The sequence below is a fragment of the Geothrix sp. genome (genome assembly GCF_049292215.1).
Taxonomy (GTDB): Bacteria; Acidobacteriota; Holophagae; order Holophagales; family Holophagaceae; genus Geothrix.
This window is the reverse complement of sequence record NZ_JBATQW010000076.1, coordinates 1-20295: the sequence shown is the minus strand read 5'-3', so window position 1 is coordinate 20295 and position 20295 is coordinate 1. Positions and strand designations below refer to the sequence as shown.

At 67.2% G+C, this 20295-nt stretch carries 22 protein-coding genes and 2 pseudogenes; 9 read left to right on the top strand and 15 right to left on the bottom strand.

All coding sequences use genetic code 11. The features are described 5' to 3' along the window. The 3 genes and pseudogenes from WAS25_RS13520 to WAS25_RS13510 form a co-directional block, all read right to left on the bottom strand. Positions 1-442, bottom strand: a pseudogene (locus WAS25_RS13520) (hypothetical protein); the annotation flags it as partial. After that, positions 439-789: a 6-pyruvoyl trahydropterin synthase family protein gene (locus WAS25_RS13515; protein WP_422312975.1), complete on the bottom strand. Its 351-nt coding sequence runs from the start codon at positions 787-789 to the stop codon at positions 439-441. The gene WAS25_RS13515 and the pseudogene WAS25_RS13520, both read right to left, overlap by 4 nt. Before the next feature lie 29 nt (positions 790-818). Then, complete coding sequence (locus WAS25_RS13510) at positions 819-1493, bottom strand: HD domain-containing protein (protein ID WP_422312973.1); 675 nt, start codon at positions 1491-1493, stop codon at positions 819-821. 78 nt (positions 1494-1571) lie between these two features. Here WAS25_RS13510 and WAS25_RS13505 point away from each other — a divergent pair, with 78 nt between their 5' ends. Beyond that, complete coding sequence (locus WAS25_RS13505; protein WP_422312971.1) at positions 1572-3314, top strand: cytochrome c biogenesis protein CcdA; 1743 nt, start codon at positions 1572-1574, stop codon at positions 3312-3314. Between the two features lie 46 nt (positions 3315-3360). Here WAS25_RS13505 and WAS25_RS13500 read toward each other — a convergent pair whose 3' ends face one another. Together WAS25_RS13500 and WAS25_RS13495 are read right to left on the bottom strand one after the other, a co-directional pair. Further along, positions 3361-4401 (bottom strand): TlpA family protein disulfide reductase, encoded by a 1041-nt coding sequence (locus tag WAS25_RS13500; protein ID WP_422312969.1) that lies wholly within the window; start codon positions 4399-4401, stop codon positions 3361-3363. 55 nt (positions 4402-4456) lie between these two features. After that, positions 4457-5206 (bottom strand): TlpA family protein disulfide reductase, encoded by a 750-nt coding sequence (locus WAS25_RS13495; protein ID WP_422312967.1) that lies wholly within the window; start codon positions 5204-5206, stop codon positions 4457-4459. Positions 5207-5328: 122 nt separating this feature from the next. Between WAS25_RS13495 and WAS25_RS13490 the strand changes: the two genes are divergently transcribed. Beyond that, positions 5329-6171: an energy transducer TonB gene (locus tag WAS25_RS13490; protein ID WP_422312965.1), complete on the top strand. Its 843-nt coding sequence runs from the start codon at positions 5329-5331 to the stop codon at positions 6169-6171. Here the strand turns inward: WAS25_RS13490 and nth are convergent. Next, on the bottom strand, positions 6168-7604 hold the full coding sequence (nth, locus tag WAS25_RS13485; protein ID WP_422312963.1) for an endonuclease III: 1437 nt from the start codon (positions 7602-7604) through the stop codon (positions 6168-6170). The genes WAS25_RS13490 and nth overlap by 4 nt on opposite strands. Before the next feature lie 71 nt (positions 7605-7675). Here nth and WAS25_RS13480 point away from each other — a divergent pair, with 71 nt between their 5' ends. Beyond that, positions 7676-8536, top strand: coding sequence for a tetrahydrofolate dehydrogenase/cyclohydrolase catalytic domain-containing protein (locus tag WAS25_RS13480; RefSeq protein ID WP_422312961.1), 861 nt, complete (start codon positions 7676-7678; stop codon positions 8534-8536). Positions 8537-8601: 65 nt separating this feature from the next. Next, positions 8602-9750 carry an energy transducer TonB gene (locus WAS25_RS13475; RefSeq protein ID WP_422312959.1) on the top strand — a complete coding sequence of 383 codons (1149 nt, stop codon included), beginning with the start codon at positions 8602-8604 and terminating at the stop codon, positions 9748-9750. Positions 9751-9767: 17 nt separating this feature from the next. On the opposite strand, the gene WAS25_RS13470 is transcribed toward WAS25_RS13475, so the two are convergent. Genes WAS25_RS13470 through kdsA form a run of 3 tightly spaced genes read right to left on the bottom strand, consistent with a single transcriptional unit; the run spans position 9768 to position 11638 of the window. Next, positions 9768-10217 (bottom strand): hypothetical protein, encoded by a 450-nt coding sequence (locus tag WAS25_RS13470; RefSeq protein ID WP_422312957.1) that lies wholly within the window; start codon positions 10215-10217, stop codon positions 9768-9770. A gap of 31 nt (positions 10218-10248) precedes the next feature. Continuing rightward, positions 10249-10797 carry a GNAT family N-acetyltransferase gene (locus WAS25_RS13465; protein ID WP_422312955.1) on the bottom strand — a complete coding sequence of 183 codons (549 nt, stop codon included), beginning with the start codon at positions 10795-10797 and terminating at the stop codon, positions 10249-10251. Positions 10798-10807: 10 nt separating this feature from the next. Then, positions 10808-11638, bottom strand: coding sequence for a 3-deoxy-8-phosphooctulonate synthase (kdsA, locus tag WAS25_RS13460; RefSeq protein ID WP_422312953.1), 831 nt, complete (start codon positions 11636-11638; stop codon positions 10808-10810). 117 nt (positions 11639-11755) lie between these two features. Between kdsA and WAS25_RS13455 the strand changes: the two genes are divergently transcribed. The 3 genes from WAS25_RS13455 to WAS25_RS13445 are packed head-to-tail and all read left to right on the top strand — an operon-like array spanning position 11756 to position 13460. Then, the gene (locus WAS25_RS13455) at positions 11756-12259 is read left to right on the top strand and encodes an Lrp/AsnC family transcriptional regulator (protein ID WP_422312951.1); all 504 of its coding nucleotides are present in this window, start codon (positions 11756-11758) and stop codon (positions 12257-12259) included. Next, positions 12256-12582, top strand: a complete 327-nt coding sequence (locus tag WAS25_RS13450) for an antibiotic biosynthesis monooxygenase family protein (RefSeq protein ID WP_422312949.1) — start codon at positions 12256-12258, stop codon at positions 12580-12582. Before WAS25_RS13455 ends, WAS25_RS13450 begins: the two co-directional genes overlap by 4 nt. Next, positions 12582-13460 carry an EamA family transporter gene (locus WAS25_RS13445; RefSeq protein ID WP_422312947.1) on the top strand — a complete coding sequence of 293 codons (879 nt, stop codon included), beginning with the start codon at positions 12582-12584 and terminating at the stop codon, positions 13458-13460. The genes WAS25_RS13450 and WAS25_RS13445 overlap by 1 nt, the downstream gene beginning before the upstream one ends. 55 nt (positions 13461-13515) lie before the next feature. Here WAS25_RS13445 and WAS25_RS13440 read toward each other — a convergent pair whose 3' ends face one another. Genes WAS25_RS13440 through WAS25_RS13425 form a run of 4 tightly spaced genes read right to left on the bottom strand, consistent with a single transcriptional unit; the run spans position 13516 to position 15872 of the window. After that, the gene (locus WAS25_RS13440; RefSeq protein WP_422312945.1) at positions 13516-13686 is read right to left on the bottom strand and encodes a hypothetical protein; all 171 of its coding nucleotides are present in this window, start codon (positions 13684-13686) and stop codon (positions 13516-13518) included. 14 nt (positions 13687-13700) lie between these two features. Continuing rightward, complete coding sequence (locus WAS25_RS13435; RefSeq protein WP_422312943.1) at positions 13701-13859, bottom strand: hypothetical protein; 159 nt, start codon at positions 13857-13859, stop codon at positions 13701-13703. Position 13860: 1 nt separating this feature from the next. Then, the gene (gene nrfD, locus WAS25_RS13430) at positions 13861-15102 is read right to left on the bottom strand and encodes an NrfD/PsrC family molybdoenzyme membrane anchor subunit (protein WP_422312941.1); all 1242 of its coding nucleotides are present in this window, start codon (positions 15100-15102) and stop codon (positions 13861-13863) included. After that, a complete protein-coding gene (locus WAS25_RS13425; RefSeq protein WP_422312939.1) occupies positions 15099-15872 on the bottom strand; it encodes a 4Fe-4S dicluster domain-containing protein in 774 nt (257 codons plus the stop codon). The genes nrfD and WAS25_RS13425 overlap by 4 nt, the downstream gene beginning before the upstream one ends. A 437-nt stretch (positions 15873-16309) precedes the next feature. Here WAS25_RS13425 and WAS25_RS13420 point away from each other — a divergent pair, with 437 nt between their 5' ends. Together WAS25_RS13420 and WAS25_RS13415 are read left to right on the top strand one after the other, a co-directional pair. Further along, positions 16310-17821: a sigma-54 interaction domain-containing protein gene (locus tag WAS25_RS13420; protein ID WP_422312937.1), complete on the top strand. Its 1512-nt coding sequence runs from the start codon at positions 16310-16312 to the stop codon at positions 17819-17821. 275 nt (positions 17822-18096) lie between these two features. Beyond that, positions 18097-18423 (top strand): hypothetical protein, encoded by a 327-nt coding sequence (locus WAS25_RS13415; protein ID WP_422312935.1) that lies wholly within the window; start codon positions 18097-18099, stop codon positions 18421-18423. Positions 18424-18434: 11 nt separating this feature from the next. Here the strand turns inward: WAS25_RS13415 and WAS25_RS13410 are convergent, their stop codons facing one another. Both WAS25_RS13410 and WAS25_RS13405 read right to left on the bottom strand, forming a co-directional pair. Then, positions 18435-19643, bottom strand: coding sequence for a hypothetical protein (locus WAS25_RS13410; protein WP_422312933.1), 1209 nt, complete (start codon positions 19641-19643; stop codon positions 18435-18437). Continuing rightward, positions 19640-20295, bottom strand: a pseudogene (locus WAS25_RS13405) (hypothetical protein); the annotation flags it as partial. The pseudogene WAS25_RS13405 and the gene WAS25_RS13410, both read right to left, overlap by 4 nt.

The window sequence follows — 20295 nt, the reverse complement described above, 5'->3', positions numbered from 1 at the left end:
CCTTCGGGGCCGGTGTGGAGGGTGGCGCAGTGGTGGGAGGAGCAGGCGCGGGTGGAGACGGGGGTGGCTTCCGGGCCAGGCGTGGGGCGGCGGGTGCTGGCCGGGGGCGGGGCGCCAGGGAGAAGGTGAAGCGGGCCAGCTCCCTCCCCTCGGCCGTCCGCAGGATGGCCGTCTCGCCATCGGGTGGACGGAAGAACTCCCACCGCACCGGGCCGATCTCGGCATAGCGCCGTTCCCGGATGGAGCGCCCCTCCAGGACCAAGTCGGTGGGTTCGGAGACCTCGCCCTCCACCACGGCCAGGCCGCCGATGGGGTGCCAAGTCCACTCGCCTACGGAGGGCGACGAGGCGGTCGGCAACGGCGGCGGCACCTGCCCGGACTGGTCGGAGCGGCCGCAGGCCGCTAGGACCAGCAGCAGGACCGCCCCAAGACGTGTCCTCATCGGTCCACACCGGCGCGGCAGAGGGCCCAGTAGTTGGCCTTCTCCCGGATCTTCACCCACTGGGGCCGGAGGGCCGAGGCCTGCAGCTCCCGCAGGGCCCACTCCGCCAGGGCTTCCGCCGTGGGGTTGCGGCCGGCCAGGGCGGGCAGCTCGTTCAGCAGCCGGTAGTCCACCTGGCGCACCCAGGCCTCCAGGGCTGCGGCGAAGGCCGACTCATCGGCCTCCCGGGCGAGCTCCACGGCCGCCTCCACCTCCCAGTTGTGCCCGTGGCGATCCTCCTGGAAGCCCGGCAGGTCGTGGAAATGGTCGGCCACGAAGGGGCGCCGGAGGGAGAGGGTGAAGGACATGGAGAAGTATATCCATTCCGTCCCGGTTCCTAATTTCCCCGGAACTCCACATCGATCTCGATGCGCAGGGCCTGCAAATAGGCCTCCATGGTGCTCAGGCGGGGTTCCGCCAGCCGGCGCCCGGTCGCGGTCTTCATGAGCCCCGGGAGCTTCAGGAGCTTCTTCTCGAAGTGATCCAGGGTCCAGGCCTTGTCGTTCAGGTCCCGGTTCCGGGCGAAGGGATCCAGGGGGTGCCAGAGGCCTGCGTTGAAACTGCCCCCCGTGGCGAAGACCCGGGCCACGCCGATGGCCCCCAGGGCCTCCAGCCGGTCCGCATCCTGCACTACCGCCGCCTCCAGGCTGAGGGGCGTGCCGCCGCCGCTCCAGCTGTGGCTGGCCACCGCCGAGGCCACAGCCTCCGCCTTGTCCTCCAGGCCCGGGGTTTCGCGGCACCAGAGGGGCACCAGCTCCGCGGCCATCTGGGCCGTCTTGGAGGACTCCGGGTGATTCTTGGGGCGATAGACCAGGTCGTGGAGCAGGGCCGCCGCCAGGCAGACCTCCTGGTCCGCGCCCTCCGCCTGGGCCAGGGTCTGGGCCAGGGTGGCCGTGCGGAGGATGTGGCCCAGGTCGTGGGCCGCGTCCCGGGGGGCGGGCTCGGCGGCCAGGTGGGCCTTCAGGCGGGCGACGAGGGGGACATACCAGGGATAGGCGAAGGGCAGCGGCATACCTACAGGCTACCGGGACCTGCCACCGGGGAGGAACGTCCGGGGCGCTACCATGGTGGATTCTGGTCTGGAGCTTCCATGCGCCTGGTGACACCGATCTTCCTGAGCCTCTGCCTGGCCCTGCCAGCCCTGGCCCAAAGGGCAGATCCCTCCTTCGATCCCAAGAAGGACGTGACCCTGGTCTTCCAGAAAGGGGCCGTGGTGGTAGGGGTGCCCACAGGCGTGCACCTGAAGGCCTCCTTCATGGAGGTCACGAAGAAGGCCGGCCCCGGCACGCTGAAGATGGGCAAGCTGCCCCCCACCACCGCCAAGGACGAAGTCGGCGACGGCATCTGGCACGGCACCGTGAAGGTGCCCGTGAGCGGCGAGGGCCTGTCCGGCACCGTCACGTTGCAGGTGACCTACCAGCCCTGCACCGAGGGCGAGGGTGGCGTCTGCTTCCCGCCGACCACCCGGCCGCTGGAGGTGAAGGCGGGGGAGATTCCGGTGGCCGCGCCGGCGGCCAAACCTGCGGTTCTGCCCGCAGACAAAGCCTTGGATGGGCCTAAGACGGATGCTTCCGCAGTGCCTGCCGCAGCGTCGACTTCGAGGCCGGATGCCCCGGCTACACCCGCTCGCACGGGGCTGCTCCTGTCCCTGGCCATCGTCTTCTTCTTCGGCATGGGGGCCTCGCTGACGCCCTGCGTCTATCCGATGATCCCCATCACCATGGCCATCGTTGGGGCCAAGGGCAGCGGCAAGGCCCGGGGCTTCCTGCTGTCCCTCGCCCTGGTGCTGGGCATGGCCGTGACCTACACGACGCTCGGTGTGCTGGCTGCCAAGAGCGGGGCCGCCTTCGGGGCCTTCGCCCAGAAGCCCGCCTTCCTGATTCCCGTGTCCCTCATCTTCGCTGCCTTCGCCCTGTCCCTCTTCGGTGCCTTCGAGATCTCCCTGCCGCCCAGCCTGGCGATGAAGCTGCAGGGGGACGGCTCTCGCAAGGGGCTTGGCGGCGCCTTCCTCATGGGCATGGTCCTGGGTCCCCTGTCGGCGCCCTGCGTGGGCCCCGTGATCGGCACCGTCCTCATCGGCATCGCCCAGCGGGGCGAGGTCTTCCTCGGCGGCCTCCAACTCTTCGTGTTCTCTCTTGGCATGGGCGTCCTGTTCATGGCCGTGGGCACCTTCTCCGCGGGGCTGCCCAAGAGCGGGGAGTGGCTCACGCGCTTCAAGCAGATCATGGGCCTGCTGGTGCTGGGCTTCGCGGCCTGGAACGTGCGCCTCCTCGTGCCGGCCTGGGGCAACTTCACCCTCTGGACCATCGTGATGCTGACGGGCGCGGCGGTCTTCGGCCTCTTCGAGGCGGCGGATGATCTGGTGGGGCAGTTCCGCAAGGGGCTGGCGGTCCTCATGCTGGCCCTCGGCGTTCTGCTCGCGGTGCGCGCGGTGGAGGACTTCCTCCAGGTGGACCTGCTGCCCCGGGGCGGCGCGCCTGCGGCCGTGAAGGAGGCCCACGCCGGCTGGTTGGAGCAGGATCTGGAAGGGGCGCTGGTGAAGGCCAAGGCCGACCGGAAGCTCGTGCTAGTGGACATCTACGCGGAGTGGTGTGCCCAGTGCAAGGAACTGGACGAGAAGACCTGGCCCGATGCGGGCGTGAGGCAGTGGATCGCCCAGAACTCCGTGGCCGTCCGCATCGACACCGACGCCAAGCGCAAGGACCTGGCGGCCAAGCTGCAGATCCGAAGCTACCCGACGGTGATCCTGCTGGATGCCGAGGGCCGCGAGCTGCGCCGCCTCCTGGGCTTCGAGAAACCCGCGAGGATGCAGGCGTGGCTGGAAGGCAAATGACAAGAGCCCGCGAACGCGGGCCCTTTGTCAGGGAACCCTGAGGCGACTACTTCCCCAGAAACTTCTCCAGGGTCTTCTCCAGGTTGGCGCCGCGCAGGTCGCCGCCGCTGGCCACGATCTTCCCATCGGGTCCGATGAGCAGGGGCTTAGGGATGCCCTTCACGCCGTAGGCGTCGCTGAGGGGGTTCTGGAAGCCGTTCTCGATGAAGGCGTGCTTCCAGGGCATGGGCGTGGCGGCCTGGGCGCGGAAGGGCGCGATGTGCTCAACCTTGCGGTCGAAGGAGAGGGAGAGGATGTCGAAGGGCTTGGCCTTGAACTTGGCCCAGGCAGCGTGCAGGGAGGGCATCTCCACGCGGCAGGGGCCGCACCAGGTGGCCCAGAAGTCCACGAGCAGGTAGCGCCCCTTGAAGCTGTCCAGGGTGTAGGTGGTCTTGGCGTCGCCGAGGGCCTTCAGGCTGAATGCGGGCGCGGGCCGGCCGATGGCGGTCTTCTGCTCGGCCTCGAGGAGCTCCTTGGCCTGCTTGGCCTGCCGCGTGTCACCGAACTCGGACTGGAGAATGTCGTAGGCAGACTTCCAGGCGGCTTCATCCTTCGCATCCAGCCGGTCCCAGAAGTATTCGAAGAGCAGGTGGCGGCGGATGGCGGGGTCCGGATGCTTCGCGCGGGCCTCGGTCACGTAGGGCCCCCAGCCCTTGGCGTTCTCGTCGGCCAGCTCGAGGACCAGGGCGGTCTCCAGGCTCCAGACGGTGGACGTGGCCGGAACCTCCTTCTGCACCTGGTCGATGAAGGCGGGGGTCCGGTCAAGCTTGGCCAGCTGCAGGTGGTAGAGCTTGCTCACCAGTAGCGCCTGGCGCACCTCGGGCCGCTTTTCAGATGTGAGTCGGGCCTCCAGGTCTGCCAGGTCCTTCGTGCAGTCGCCGCGGAAGTCCTTGGTGTTCTTCCCCGCCTGGATGTGGGCGCTGCGGGCTTCCATCACCGACTTGGCCTTGGCGCGGGCCGCATCAAGGATGGCCTGGGCCTCGCTGGCCGGGGCGGGGGCCTGCAGCATGGGCAGGGCCGTCATCAGGCAGATGAGGGGCAGGGGCATGAATCCTCCAGGAGGCGTCAAGGCCTCGGCGGACAGAATACATCGGAAGTTGAGGCTACTGCTGGACGGGCTTCGGGGGTTCGGGTGCCGGGGCCGGCGGGGCCACAGGCTGTGGCCTCTCCCTCAAGGCCCGCTGAATGGCCTCACCGACGTAGCCATCCTTGTAGCCGATGTGAAGCTCGGCGAGCTTTCCCTGCCGGTCCACTACGAACAGCACCGGCACGGAGTAGACCATGTCCATGAAGTTGGAGGGCCCCTCCTTGCCGAGGCCGGGCGTGAATACCGGCATCTTGCTGACCTCAAAGAACTGGCGGTTCCGGTTCATGAACTTGTTGATGGCCCGCCAGCCACCCTCAATGCCGCCTCCGTCCTGCTGATTCTCGTCGAAGTTGATGGCCAGGATGTCGAACCCGAACTGGCCCCGCTTGGGATAGAGGGCAGCGAATTCCATGAGCATCTTGGCCGAAGGCTCGCAGTTCTTGCTCCAGAGGCCCACGAGCACCACCTTGCCCTTCAGGCTTGAGATGGAGGTGCCCTTGGCCTTCTCGTCATACGCTGCGAACGCGGAGACGTCCTTGCGCTCGGCCGGGGGGAAGAACCAGTTCCCCTTCTGGGTGTAGAGGGTATGGGAGGCGTCCGCCGAATTGCGACCGTACTGGCTCTTGTAGTTCAGTTCGGTCTTGTCTTGCATCACCCTGGGACAGATGGTGTCGCTGGCGCTGTTGGCATTGGTGAAGATGCCCTGGGCGGTCAGGGCCAGGCCGGAAACGGCCAGGATCAGGCTGGGGATCAAGCATCGTGGCATCGTCGACCTCTTGGCAGGGAATGGACCCCCAGCCTAGCGAGTTCTCCAGTCAGGGGCCAGCCTTGCCCGCCCTTCGCCGGGGAGTGTCTATCCTATGGAATCCAAGTCCCTGGAAATCAGCTGTGCTCCTGACCGCCACCAGTCCACCCCCTTCCCTCAAGGCGGGCAGCGTTCCTGCCCTGGAGGGCGGCGTTCTGGACCTTCCCCCCACCCTTCAGCCTGCGGCCATCTTCCGGGCTGCGCCTCCGAGGCCCCGGCGGCTCAGCGCCCTAGTGACCCTGAATGTCTACGCTGGCCTGCTGCTGCTGGCCTGGCCATGGATCCGGCCGGCGGGGGCTGGGCCGCTCCATCAGGTGCCGCGGCAGACGATGACGCTCCTTTTCGAGGAACCTTCGGCCCCGGCCCCGCTAAGCCTGGCCCCCTCGATCCAGGGCGGTGCCTCCTCCCCGGAACAGGCGGTCCGTGCGCTCACCCTCATCCCGGATCCGAACCTCTCCGACCTGATCGTGCCGATGGAGGACCGCTCACGTGACCTGCCGGAGCCTCCGCAGGCCGCCCCCATGCCGGCGGAACCTAGTCCCGCCATACCGGATGGGGTGGGTCACGGGACGGGCTTGGGCCGCGGGGATGGGAGGGGCATCGCCAAGGGATCAGGTCGTGCCATGTTCCGCGCCGTTCCGGGCCTGAACCCCGAGTTGGATCTGCGCGATCTGGAGGTGATCCACGAAGAGATCCCCTCCTACCCGCTGCTGGCCGAGTGGGGGAGGATCCAGGGCGACGTGGTGGTGCGGGTCACCATCAACGAGAAGGGCATCCCCATCCGCACCGAGCTGCAGGAGGGTCCCGATGCCCTCCAGGCTGAGACGATGCGGGCCGTGAAGCGCTGGCGTTTCGGCCGCGGGATCTTCCGGGGGCGGAAAGTGGACGCGACCTTCGACATGACCTTCCGCTTCATCCTCCGCTAGCGCGCTCGAACCAGCGCCAAGCCTTCCTCCGTCCGGCTGAGATACCAGGTGAGGGCCCGGCCATCCACGAGCCTCACCTCGGCGGCGGGAAGGCGCTTCTGCAACTCGGCCTGATGCCGGCGGTTGAAGCGGTAGGGTTCACTGGGCAGCAGGAGGAGCTGGGGCGCAAGGGCTTCCAGGTCCTCCTCGGACAGCACCGGGTAGCGGTCGGGGCCGATGGGTGTGAGGCCACCCTGGCGCAGGAGGTCGCCCACGTAGGTGTCGGGGCCAGCGCTCATCCAGGGCTCCCTCCAGATCAGGGCCAGGGTGCGGGGGCCCTTCCGGCGGCGACCCTTCAGGGCGGTCTCCAGGGCGGTCGCGCGCAGCTCGGCGATTTCCGTCATACCCAGCCTCTCGCCGAGCAGGCGGAACGCCGCAGCGCAGTCCTTCACGGTGCGGATCTCGAGGGCCAGCCAGGGGAGGCCCAGGGCCGTCAGGGCCTCGGCTACTTCCTTCGGATTCTCGTCGCGCTCGAGGATTACCAGGTCCGGCGCCAGGTCGCGGATGCGGCCGAGGTCCGGATCCTTGGTGCCGCCGACCGTGGGCACGGAGTTGCGGATCCAGCGCGGCTCGATGCAGTACCGGGTCCGGCCCACGAGTTGCGCGGCCAGGCCCCACTGCACTAGGAGTTCGGTGACCGATGGCACCAGGCTCACGATGCGCAGGGAGCTGCGGGTGTACGGGGGTGGAGGATCGACGGCGGTGGTCGGGAGGCCGGGAACCGAAGCTTGGAGCTTCACCCCCAGGTGTGGATCCTTCACCTTGCCCAGGCCCGTGGGGCAGAGTTCCAACAGGGTGCAGGCGCCGCAGTCGGGGCGGCGGGCATCGCAGACGCGGCGGCCATGGAAGATGAGCTGGTGGTGCAGCTCGATCCAGTCCTCCCGAGGGAAGCGGCGGCACAGGTCGGCCTCCACTTTTTCGGGTGTGGTGGCCCTGGACAGGGCCAGGCGTCGGGCCACGCGGAAGATGTGGGTGTCCACGGCCAGGGCGGGCACACCAAAGGCGTTGGCAAGCACCACGTTGGCGGTCTTCTGGCCCACGCCCGGCAGGGCGCCTAGGGCCGCGGGATCCGAAGGCACCACGCCGCCGTGCCGCGCCACCAGAGCCTGCCCCAGGCCGATGAGGTTCTTTGCCTTGTTGTGGTAGAAGCCCGTGGAGCGGATGAGACCCTCCAGGGCTTCCAGGTCTGCCACCGCTAGGCTGGCAGCGTCCGGGAACCGGGCGAAGAGTGCGGGGGTGGTGAGGTTCACCCTGGCGTCCGTGCACTGGGCGCTGAGGATGGTGGCCACGACCAGCTGGAAGGGATCCCCATGGTCCAGCGCGCAGCGGGCATCCGGATAGGCGGCTCGGAATCGCCGCTGCAGTTCGTCGGACTTGGGCTTGGGAAAGCTCATGGCATCAGCATAGGAGGGCGCTGGAGGCGGTAGGGCGGTAGGATTCTCTAAACTAAAGATTGAGGTGCCGCATGCCCACCACCCTAACGGGAAAGCTCGACTGCCAGGAAACCGCCCGCCACTACTTCGAGCTGGTGCGCTCCAACGTGAAGAAGCTGGGCTTCTCCCCCGGCTTGGCCATCGTCCTCGGCAGCGGGGACACGGGTAGCCTCACCTATCAGCGCTGGCTCATGAAGGACTGCGAGGACCTGGGCATCAACGCCTCGGACCTGCGCGTGGAGAACGGCATGCAACTGGTGAAGCTGGTGGCCCGCCTCAACCAGGACGAGAAGACCCACGGCGTGTTCATCTTCTACCCCCTGCGCTACCAGGAGATCAAGGACGACGAGGTCATGGATCTGGTCGATCCCGGCAAGGACATCGAGGGCCTGCACGCCATCAACATCGGCTTCCTGAACAAGTACCGGAAGCGCATGGATGATGGCACCCAGCACCGCTGCATGACGCCCTGCACGGCCCGGGCCATCGTGAAGACCCTCAAGCGGGGCTTCGGCGAGGCCTGGCTGACCGGGAAGACGGTCCTGGTTATCAACGACAGCCTGCGCATCGGCCGGCCCCTGACGGCCATGGTGGCGAACCTGAAAGCCACGCCCATCCTCTGTCATGCGAACACCAACCCGGCCCACCTGGAGGGGTTCATCCGCATGGCCGATGTCATCGTCAGCGCCGTGCCGGCCTCGGGCTATCAGATCAACACCGACTGGATCAAGGACGGCGCCCTCTGCTTCGACCTGAGTGGCGAGGGCAACTTCGACTACGAGGCCCTGGTCCGCCGGGGCATCCACTACACGGACACCACCAAGAACAGCGTGGGCAAGGTGACCCGGGCCATGGCCCTGCTGAACCTGACCTATGCGGCGGGGCTGGAGTAGCTTCCGCACCCGAAAGGAGGTTCATGCCGGAGGATCCCGCCGTCGGACGACCCATCGGAGAAACGATGCGCCATCTTGCCCTCATCCTGCTCGTCCTGACCGTGCATGCCTGGGGCTTGGGTCAGGTCACCAGCCCACCGGCGGCCGAGTTGGCCCACGTGGAATTCTCGAGCCTGCGGTTCCGCCATCGCCCCCTGCCGCCACCCTATCCTCCCCTCGCCCGGATTGCCCGCGTCCAGGGCACGGTGGTCCTGGGGCTCACGGTCGATGAAAAGGGGAGTGTGGAGCACGCCGATGTCGAGGATGGCCCATTCCTCCTCCGGCCAGCCGCAGAGGCACTCTGCCGGGAATGGCACTTCGATCCGGTCGTGGTCAACGACCGGCCCGCCCGCGCGAGGGTCCGGGTGGGCATCCCCTTTCGTCTGAAGGATGTGCCGGACCTTCCAGGTTCGGTCGAGGCGCCTCAGGTTGTCCTGGATCTCGAAGACGTCCGATCCAACACCTCGGTGCCAGTGGATGCTGTGCTTGTCCAGGCCGAAGCCAAGGCCGCGCTCGCCCAACTCGGCATGATCCAGGTCGCCTCCTCTGAGGTGAACCAGGATCTCGCCTTCCACCTGAAGCTGCAGGTCCAGACCCTTCGCACCCCTGATGGCCTTTTCATGCACCAAGTTAGGCTGCGGGGATCCCTGTTCGGTGATCGGGACCTGCTGTCGGATGAGCCCGGGAAGCCTGCGCGACTCATCCAGCAGAGCCACATTCTGGCCCAGCGGGGCGAAGGGGCTTACCAGGAGAGCGTGATCCATACTGTGCGGAGGTCCCTCCGCGAACTGGTGGTCTTGCCAGCGCCTCCGCCGAAGCCCGAGCAGGGAAGGGCCGCCGCAGCCCAGGTTCCGGGACAGCCACCAAGCCCCTCCGGCACCGCCAAGGGTGCGGCAGTGGACTTCGACTTCAGCCAGATCAGGGTCCGCCGGCAGCCTCCCGCGCCCCCCTACCCCGTGGATGCAAAGTCCCGCCGCATCCAGGGGACGGTCGTCATCGAGCTCACCGTCGACCCGACTGGCCGTCCCGCACGGGCGGAGGCCCTGCAAGGCCCAGCCGAGCTGCTCATGACCGCCATCCGGTATGCACTGGATTGGGAGTTCGAACCGGCCCTCCTGAACGGGGTGCCTCAGTTCGCCCGGTTCAAGCTGACCATGCCTTTCCGGCTGCGCTAAGGTCCCAAGCGGCGCATTCAGAACCTGGCTGTCAGCACCAGGCCCACGTTGCTGCGTCGCCTTGGCGTGAGCCCGCTGGCGAAGGGCCGCTCCAAGTGCTCGCCCTCCAGGCTGAGAACCCAGCGGGGGTGGAAGGCCCAGCCGACCCGGAGGCGGGGGCCCAAGAAGGCGCCCTCGCCCTGGGGGGCCTCGACGATGGCGCCGAGGCCAAGGAACAGCTCGTTGGCGGTGGCACTGGCGTCCACCACAAAGCGCAGGGCGTTGTCCCCGTCGTCCCAGTGCCGGACGCCCAGGCCCACGCCCAGGTGGAGGTGGGCGAACTCGCCCCGCTCCTTCACCCGAAGCTCGGTGATGGGCACGGTGAACTCGGCGGCCGTGGCCCGGGGCTGGCGGATCACCGAGACCAGCGTGGACTGGGCGGCGAGGGGTAGGGCGAAGAGCAGAAGGAGGGGCGTGAGTTTGCGCATGGTGTGGCTACCGTGTGGCCCATACCGGGGTTTAGCGGCCCTGCCACTCCGAGGCAAGCAGGCTGTACACCGCATGATCCACGAAGCGACCGCCCAGACGCTCCACCTGCCGCAGGGTGCCCTCGTGGCGGAAGCCCAGCCGGCGGGGAACGGCGCGGCTGCGGTGGTTGCGGACTCCGGCGCGGATCTCGATGCGGTTCAGCTGCAGGGTCCGGAAGCCATGGCGGAGCAGCGCCTTCACGGCGGCGGTCATCAGGCCTTGGCCCTCGGCCTCCTGCGCCAACCAGTAGCCTATGGCGGCGCTGCCGTTGGATCGGTCGATCCAGGTGAAGCTGGCCACACCCACTAGGTGCTCCCGGCACCACAACCCATAGGAGAGTCCTGTTCCAGCCCGTGCCTGGGACCTGACGCGCTTGATGAAGCTGCGGATGTCGTCGGGGTGGTGCGTGGCGTCGGGCCAGGGAAGCCAACGCCTGAGACGGTCGCGGTTGGCCTCCACCAGGACGAAGAGGACCCTCGCATCGCGCAGGTTGAGCGGGCGCAACTCCAGACCCCGCCCTGCCTTCAGGACCTCGGTCATGCCGCCCACCCTACTTGCCGGCGGGATCCTGAAGGGCTGCGGCGCGGCCCGCGCGCCAGAGCACCAGCAGCTGATCGAGCAGGTCCCCGAAGCGGTCCAGGTGCATGGCGTTGGGACCATCGCTGTGGGCCTTCTCCGGGCAGTCGTGCACCTCGAAGAAGAAGCCGTCAACGCAGGTGGCAGCCGCCCGCGCCAGGGTGGGGATCATCTCGCGGGCTCCGCCGGTGGCGTTCCCTAGGGCGCCTGGCTTCTGCACGCTGTGGGTGGCGTCGAAGATGACCGGGCAGCCGGTCTTGCGCAGGTGGGGGAAGCTCTGGAAATCCACCGCGAGGTTGCCGTAGCCGAAGGTGGTGCCCCGCTCGGTGACCCACACGGGCCCGTGGCCGGGGACGGACTGCAGCTTCTCCACACCGTGCTTCAGGTCCCAGGGGGCCAGGAACTGGCCCTTCTTCAGGTTCACGGTGCGGCCCGTGCCCGCGGCGGCCACGAGGAGATCCGTCTGGCGGCAGAGGAAGGCGGGGATCTGGAGCACGTCCACGGCCTGGGCCGCCGGGGCGCACTGGTCGCTCTCATGCACGTCCGTCAGCACCGGCACGCCGTAGCGGCTGCGCACCTCGGCGAGGATGTCCAGGCCGCCCGCCATGCCAGGCCCGCGGTGGCTGCTGGCGCTGGTGCGGTTGGCCTTGTCGAAGCTGGATTTGTAGATGAAGGGGATGCCCCGGGCTTCGGCCAAGTCCCGCAGGGCGCCGGCCATGAGGTGGGCGTGGTCCCGGCTCTCGATGACGCAGGGCCCCGCGATGAGGAAGAAGCTCTGGTCGGTGAAGGGTCGGGCAAAGTCCATGGCTACCTCTTCCCCAGTTTAACGCCTTGGGGCGCATTGACGGGTTGTCATCCTTCCAGTTGAAACCACTGTCATAATGTCCATCAGATCCCTGTTCCCTCTTGTCCGGAGCCCCTCATGGCGAAGCTGCTGATGGAAGACGACCTGAACCGCCGCCTGGTGGCCCTGCTCCAGAAGGACGGCCGCATGAGCCACGCCGAGCTGGCCGAGCGCTTGGGCGTGAGCCGGCCCACGGTCATCGACCGGGTGAAGCGCCTGGAGGCGGATGGGGTGCTCGGCGGCTACGCGGCCCGTGTCTCGCCCGCCGCCGTGAACAAGCCCACGGTGGCCTTCGTGGCCGTGCGCTACAAGGACAACAACGAGGCCATCGAGCAGCGCTTCATCAAGGCCCTGGAGGAGGAACCAGACATCCTGGAGGCCCACACCATCGCGGGCGATGATGCCCTCCTGCTGAAGATCGTGGCGGACACGCCCGCTGGCATCGCCGAGCGGCTCCGGCGCATCCGCGTGCTGGGGCTCATGGTCACCACGCGCACCACCATGGTGCTGGAGACGCACTGGGAGAAGGCGGGCCCGAGCCCCTTCCCCATCGAAGGCGCGGTGAAGAAGGTCAAGAAGTGATCGTAGCCACGCCGGAACCGCCCTACCTCGCGGTGATCTTCAGCAGCCAGCGCACCGATGGGGACCTGGGCTACGGGGCCATGGCCGAGCGCATGGTGGAGCTGGCGCGGGAGCAGCCGGGCTTCCTGGGCGTGGAGAGCGCTCGGGATGCGGAGGGCTTTGGCATCACCGTGTCCTACTGGGAGGACGAGGCCGCCGTCGCAGCGTGGAAAGCCCAAGCCGACCACGCCGTGGCCCAGCGTCTGGGCTGGGACCGCTGGTACGCGGACTTCCAGCTGCGGGTCTGCCGCGTGGAGCGGCAGTACGGCATGGTGCCGCGCTGATGCTCGCCTGGCTGGCTTACCTCACCGTGGCCGTGGTGTGGGGGTCCACCTACTTCGCCATCGCCCTGGGACTGGCATCCTTCACGCCCTACGGCATGGTGGCCGCGCGCTTCTCCGTGGCGGCGGTGCTGGCGCTGGGCCTGGGGCGGCTGCGCCGGGAAGCCTGGCCGCCCTGGCGCGAGGTGGTCCACCTCATGGTGGTGGGCGCCCTGCTGCTGGGGGGCTCCAACGCCCTGGTGTCCTACGCCGAGCTGCACGTCTCCACGGGCCTCGTGGCCGTGTTGGCTGCCCTGGTGCCGCTGTGGCTGGCGGTGTTCTCGATGGCGAAGGAGCCCCTCGGGCCCAAGGGCTGGGCCGGCATCGCGCTGGGCATCGCGGGTGTGGCCGTGCTGGTGTGGCCCAGCGGTGGCCTGCGCATCCATCCCGGCGGACTGGTGGCCATGGTGGCGGCGCCGCTCATCTGGGCCTGGGGCACCCTGCACGGCAAGCACTTTGTCCATGGCGGCGGGCTGATGACCAACGTGGGCATCCAGATGCTCACCGCCGCTGTCATCGGTCTGGCCGTGGCACCGATGTCGGGAGGCTTCCTGAGGGGGCCGGTCACAGCCAAGGCGCTCTGGGCCGTGGGCTACCTGGCCCTCTTCGGCTCCCTGCTGGCCTTCTCCGCCTACATCTACCTGGCCAAGGCCTGGCCCCCCGCCAAGATGGGTACCTACGCCTACCTGAATCCGCTGGTCGCGGTGCTGCTCGGCAGCCTCGTCCTGCATGAGGCCTTCGGCGTTCGCGAGATCCTGGGCATGACCGTCATCCTGGCCGCCGTGGCCCTGGTGCAGCTGCGGCAGCAGCCGCCCTCCAGAGAGGCGCTTCCGGAATTGTGACCTCTGGAGGACCGGGAGGCCGCCGCGGGGCCCTGGGATCCGGGGTTGTCAGCACTCAGTGGGCGGCCCGCTTGGCCAATTCGGCATAGCTGGGAGGGACGACCCGGGGCGTGCCCGCAGGCCTGGGGTCGGCCCGCCTCGCGGCAGCGCGCCTGGACGCCAGGCGGACAACATGGTCCGTCCCGACGAAGGCGAGGAACAGGAACGTGACGAGCAGGACGGTCATGACGGCTCCATGGGTCAGTGCTTGGTGTTCGTCTTGTGGGCGATGGCGAGGTGCTCGTAGATGGCCGATCCGCAGATCCAGACCACCAGCATCACGGTGGCGAGGCCAAGAATGCCGTTCGTGATATTCAACATGAGCGTTTCTGGGTTCTGCCAGTTGGCGAGATCGAACATTTCAACCTCCGTGGAGCGGTGCGTGGGAGATGGGGCCGACCTGCGAAGGACGCAGCTCTTCGCATTCGGGAGACTCGACCAGCGGTTCTTGTTCGCCGCTCAGGGCCTCTTGGTGGTGACTGTTGCCTGATTCCTCGACTCGGAAGATGGGCAGGTATTCCGCGATGAATGAGAAGGCGCAGAAGCCGCAGGCCGTGACACCGAGCATGATGAAGATCTCGATGATGGAGGGGAAATAGGTCTGGCTCGGGTACTGCTCCAGCCCCGTGATGGCGGTGTTCATCCGGTTGAAGGCGAACCCGAGCACCACCATCAGGCTTGCGGCATACAGACCTGCGTGGGAGGTGCGGACCCGCTCGAAGAGCAGCAAGGCGAAGGGGATCACGAAGCCGATCAGAAGCTCCGCCCAGAACGCCACGCTGTAGTAGGTCAGGGTGGTCATGTCCCGGAGGCCGCCCCTGGACAGCAGGTCCTGGATCCGCACCACGAAGTAGACTGCCAGGGTCAGGGCGATGCCCTTTGCGAGGTTTGCCCGCAGGCGTGTCGGGAGGAAAGGACGTCCGTCTCTGGAGAAGATGAGCAGCTCCAGTACGATCATCGAAAGACCGGAGGCGATGCAGGAAATGAAGAACAAGACCGGAAGCAGGGGCGTGTACCAGAGTGCATGCAGGCGGTTCGGGACGATCAGGTAGAGCGAACCGAACGAAGACTGGTGCAAGGTCGACAGAAGCACGCCAAAGATCATGAAGGGCAGTGAGACGGCGTGAATCCACTTGATGGGGGAGTGGATGTGGAATTTCTCGAGGATGATAGGGGCGAACTCCAGCGACAGCACCGTGGTGTAGAGCATCAGGCACCAGCTGATCTCGCACATGACTGAGTGCGGATTCCACATCACGAGGGGATGCCAGAAATGGTCTGGCCGTCCCAGGTCGATGATCAGCACCAGGACCACCAGGAGGTACCCGATGAAGGCGGTCAAGATGGCTGGCCGCACAATGGGCTCGTACTCGTCGGCATGAAACAGGTGGACCGCAGCGACGATGGTGAACCCGGAGGCGGCCAGGCCGATCCCCAGGAAGTCGAAGCCGATCCACAGCCCCCATGGGAACTCGTCGCTCAGGTTGGTGGTCGCGCCAAGGCCGAGGGTGAACCTCGCCACAGCTGCGAGGGCGCCCGCCAGGATGAGGGTGATGGCAATCGGTCGCCATCCGGTCAGGTGCGGCAGTCTCAGGGCTTTCATGCTTCGTCCTCCTGCCGCGGGTGCTTCCCGTTCTTCAATGCAGATTCGTGGGCCTGCACCTCGCTGCGGCGGTTGGTGATCCACCAGATGCCCGCCAGGAGGACGCCGCCCACGGAGAGCACATTGGGGACCTTGGACAGGGCGCTCATGGTCAACATGGGCATGGGGAGCTTCCCCAACCGCGAGTCGAAGCCCAGCTGCTCGAAGGGCACCGGGCTCAGAAAAAGCATCGAGGTCCCGCCGACATCCAAGTCGCCGTAGATCCTGGTGACGTACTTCTCCGGCTCAGCGTTGATCCTGCGAGTGGCTTCGCCCAGCAGCGCGTCGCGGTCGCCGAAGATCGTCGCTCCGGTGGGGCAGGCCTCCGCGCAGGCGGTCGGTAGGCCCTTGGCAATCCGGTCTGGACAGAACTTGCACTTGCGGATGGAGGGCTTGGTGCTGCTCCATTCGTATTTGGGTACATGAAACGGACAGGCCTGGAGGCAGTAGCGGCAGCCGATGCATTTTTCGCCATCATAGGACACCGGCCCAGCGCTTGACTTGGTGAGGGCGCCAACGGGGCATACGGACACACAGGTGGGAACGTCGCAGTGCTGGCACATGCGGCGCACATAGAGGTCGTTGTACTTGTTCAGCGCTGTGTAGGCCGTCAGCGAGAGGTTCTTCTCCTCCCGGGGTGGGAGCCCATTCTCTTCCTTGCATGCTGCCTGGCAGGCGTTGCACCCCACACAGAGGGAGATGTCGATCAACATGGCCTTCTTGTTAGGCATTCAGCACATCCGATCTTGCGATGAGTTGTGTAACAAAAAAAGATTTAAAAGAAGTTACGACTGCATCCGCACATAGTGTTTCAAGTCGCGTGCCAAACATGCTGGGCTCCTTGCGATTCATCATCTGTTTTGAAAGAGAGGGCTTGAGGCAGGCTTCACGCAACCGTGATGCGAACGCTGGCTGCCCGCCGCCGCGCCAGGGCGCAGAACCGTCAAATGCGACGGGTCGGGCCGTGGCCGCCCTGAGCGCCGTCCATCGGGCCAATTCAAAAATGTGGAATTCGTGGGTTTGCCAGGGGAGGGAACGGCCTACACTTAAAGATGACCGGTAAGTAATCAACGGATTTGTAGAGGCATTAATGCTTACGCAGGCTGGCTCTTATGTCGTTCACCCACCCGGTTGGACCTGGCCAGGGCAACGTTCCGGCGTGATCCAGATGATGAAGCGCAGGCACTTCTCGGCGCATGTTTCCGCGCTGCTCCTGAAGCGTACCGAGATGAACGCGATCCTGGACACCACGCCGAACGCAGTGCTCATCCTCACCAGGGAGGGGATCTCGCGGTGCAACAAGGCCGCCGCGCGGATGTTGGGGGCCTCCTCTCTCAATGAGCTGCGCAGCCGCTACGGACGTCGGGGCGAGGGCTTCCTCCTGCGGTGGTTGAAGAACCTGCTCCCCCTCCAGGAAGCGGAGCACCCGCTCACGCGGGCGTTCAAGGGCGAGTCGGTTACGGAGGTTGTGCTGGCCATCCATGCCGAAACTAAGGAGGAACTCACACTCAAGGTGACGGCGGCGCCCATCCTGGTAAAGGGCAAGATCATCGGCGCCGTCTGCATCCACTCGGACATCACCTGGGGGAGGCTGGCCGAGGAGCAGCCATCCCTGCTCGCCCAGGAGAAGCACCTTCGCCGGCAGGCGGAAAACGCGCTGCATACGGCCAATGCCGAGATCCAGGCCCTGAAGGACCGTATCCAAGCTGCGGACGCATACCCCTTCCAGGAGGTCAACCACACCTACCACTTCGGGGAAGTGATCGGGCAGAGCCGCTGTCTGGAAAATGTGTTTTTCCGGGTCGAGGCCGTGGCGCCGCAGGACTCGACGGTACTGCTGCTCGGGGAGACGGGCACGGGCAAGGGGCTGGTGGCGCGCGCCATCCACAGCCGGAGCCTGCGGAGGAACCGCCCCCTTGTCATGGTCAATTGCACCGCGCTTCCCGCCAGCCTCATCGAGAGTGAGCTGTTCGGGCGGGAGAAGGGTGCGTTCACGGGTGCCAGCGCCCAACAGCTGGGCCGATTCGAACTGGCCGACAAGGGCACCATCCTGCTGGACGAGATCGGCGACCTGCCCTTCGAGCTGCAGGCGAAGTTGTTGCACGTAATCCAGGATGGTGAATTCAGCCGCCTTGGAAGCTCCAGGACCGTGAAGGTGGACGTCCGCATCATCGCGGCCACCAACCGCGACCTGTACGAGGAGATGCGCCTTGGGCGCTTCCGCGAGGACCTCTTCTACCGGTTGAACATCTTCCCCATCACCATCCCCCCCCTGCGCGACCGGCGGGAGGACATCCCCCTGCTCGTGGAGTACTTCCTGGAGAAGTTCAACCGCAAGCTGGGCAAGAACCTCCGGAACGTCACGAACGAGACAATGGATCGGCTCCTGGCCCATCTATGGCCTGGCAACATCCGGGAACTGGAAAGCGTGATCGAGCGAGCCGCGATCGTTTCGCAAGGCACGACCTTGCAGGTGCTGGATCACTTCCATGCGGCCATGCCACCCCCCCGGCTGGATGAGACCAAGCCCCTGGTCGACCTGGAGCGCGAATACATCAGCCAGGTGCTGCGCAAAACCAACTGGAGGATCGAGGGGAACGACGGCGCGGCCCATATCCTGGGCATCAACCCGAGCACCCTCCGTGGCCGGATGCGCAAAGAGGGTATCCGCAGGCCCTGAGCGGAAGCCCGTCCGTCACATTTGACGATTCCGCCTCCTGGCGCGGTGGGTCCAGCCAGGTGGCCGGTCCAGGGCCATGGCCGAAGCTGCTCAAAACCAGATCCATGAAGGAAATACCGGGTATGGCCCTCCGTGGCGCAGCTTGGCATGCGACTTGAAATCATCTCCCGCAGATGAATCCATTCGGCGGAGACCGACCCTGCCCGGGTCGGGCGCTGTCCTGAGATGCATCGATCGGGCGGCGAGGCAGTGCCGCGCGAGGAAAGGGATCGTCCATGCGCGCTTCCGAACCGATGGCTCCCCCTTTGGTGACCTCCCCAGCTGGTCGACGGGCCGAACTGGAGCGATTCGAGGCCCAGGTGGCGGAATGGACTGCCCTGATTGGCCAGTACCGTGCCAGCGCGCGGAGGGGGGAGCCCCGGACCTGGCTGGAACTCGACCGCATCATCGACGAACTCCAGCGCTGCAGGAACGAGGCCAGCGCTCGAGTCGTGCGCTTGAAGGGCGCTGCCGGATCCGAGTGGGAGCACGAAAAGGTGGGGCTGGAGCAGACCTGGAAGGCCGTCTGGTCATCCTTCCGGAAGGCCCAAGCGAGGTTCTGATGTAGGGGCTTTCAGGCGTTGCGGGTCCCCTCTGGCCGCAGCAGGCGCAGGGCCGCCCACCCGAGCACCAGGAGGGCCAGCCCCGCCACCCATGGCATCCAGGGCCGGACCCGCTGGTCGGTGCCTTCGATGCGGGGGAGGCCCTTGTCGTCTGGCTCCTGGGCGCCGAGGCTGAGCGGGGCGCGACTGGCCAGGGTGCGGATGGAGGGCAGGGCACCGAGGCTGCCGGGCGCGCGCTTGGCCTCCCCACCCAGGTGCAGGGCGTAGGCCTGTCCCGACTCCGCCGGGAAGATCAGCGTCTGCCGCCGAACCAGGAGCCGCACGCTCAGGGGCGTCGCACCCTCCGGCAGGGTGACGGTGAGGGTCTTCGCCTGCACGGGCGCGAGGGCCATGCGGCTGGCCTTTGTGTTCAGGGCCGGCAGGTTCCACACCAGGTCGCCGCAGGGGTGGTCCCGAGGGTCCTCCCGACCTTCACCAAGCCGGATCTCCGGCCGCAGGGGCGCAGCGGGCGGAACCAGCACCAGATCCAGGCCCACGATGCGATCCTCGTCCGGAAGGGTGAGGCGCCAGGTACCGGGCTTGCCGGGCTCGGGCAGAAGCGTGCCCTCCATGGCCAACTCAGCCTCCAAAGCTTCGGGGCGCGCCTCGGCCCGAACGGAGATGCCCCGGATGCGTGGCGCCTGGCCCTGGGAGGCGAGCAGGGTCAGACGGTAGCGCTGGCCGTCCCAGGGCAGGTCGAGGCTGCGGCGGCTGCCCGAGGGGGAGAGGTCGTAGAGGTGCAGGGGCGACACGGGATCGTAGGTGATGAAGGCGCCGCCCTCGAGCTGCCGCTCGGCCTTCACCTGGGCCACCCAGGGGGCTGTGCCCTCCAGGTCCAGCTCGAGCCGCAGCGCTTCGCGCTCACCCACCTGCCAGCCCTCGGGCAGCTTCAGGGAGAACTCGATAGTCGGGCGTCCTTCGGCATCCTTGCCTCGGACCGTGTCCACCAGGGGCAGTTGCCGGGATTCCCACAGGCCTTCCCGGGCCTCCAGGAAGGGGATGCTGCGGCCGGCTGCGTCCCCGATCCAGGCCCCTTTCAGCTGCAACTGGCTTGCGGCATCCAGGGGCAGCCGTGCCCAGCCACTGGCGGGCGCGGGCGAGATGGGCCGGCGGTGCAGGGAAGCGCGGTCTTCCCGGGCGCAGGCGGCGAGCAGAAGCAGCAGGACGGCGGCGCGCTTCATGACGCGTCGCCAGGGCGTTTGCGGTTGGCGAGGATGGCCGCGGCCATGCCGATGGCCCCCACGCCCAGGAAGGCGAGGGCACGCAGGGGCGTGTCCGCCCGATCGAGGTCCGAGGCGATGAGCTTGAAGCTGGCGAGACCCATCCATGCATAGCCCGCGATCATCAAGGCCCGGCGGGCCTCGTCCCGCTGGCCGAGGCCGCGCATCCACTGCCAGGCGCCCGACAGTGCCCAGACCAGCGTCATGGCGATGGAGGCGGCGCGGGAGGGACCATAGCCCAGATGGGTGGGCGCCTGGAACCGCTGGACCAGCCGCGCAGCCTCGAAGGCCAGCGTGACATTGGCCGTGACCTGGAGGGCCAGGAAGGCGATCAGGCCCAGGGGACCGCCCCGGCGAGTCAACAACCACCACGCAGCGGCGGCCAGGGCTCCTTCAGCGAAGGCGGAATTGAGGAAGGGCGTGACCGTGTGGCTGCGGAAGAAGAGTCCATCGAGGCCGTGGAAGGCCCAGCGCAGGGTGGTGGCCAGGGCCAGGGCCGCGGCCAGCCAACGCAGCGCGGCGGCCTCTTCGGCAAAAGCGCTGTCCTCGGCCTTGAGCGAGGCCCAGGCCAGGCCCAGGGCGAAGGCGCCCCACAGCGGGCCCACCCAGCGCC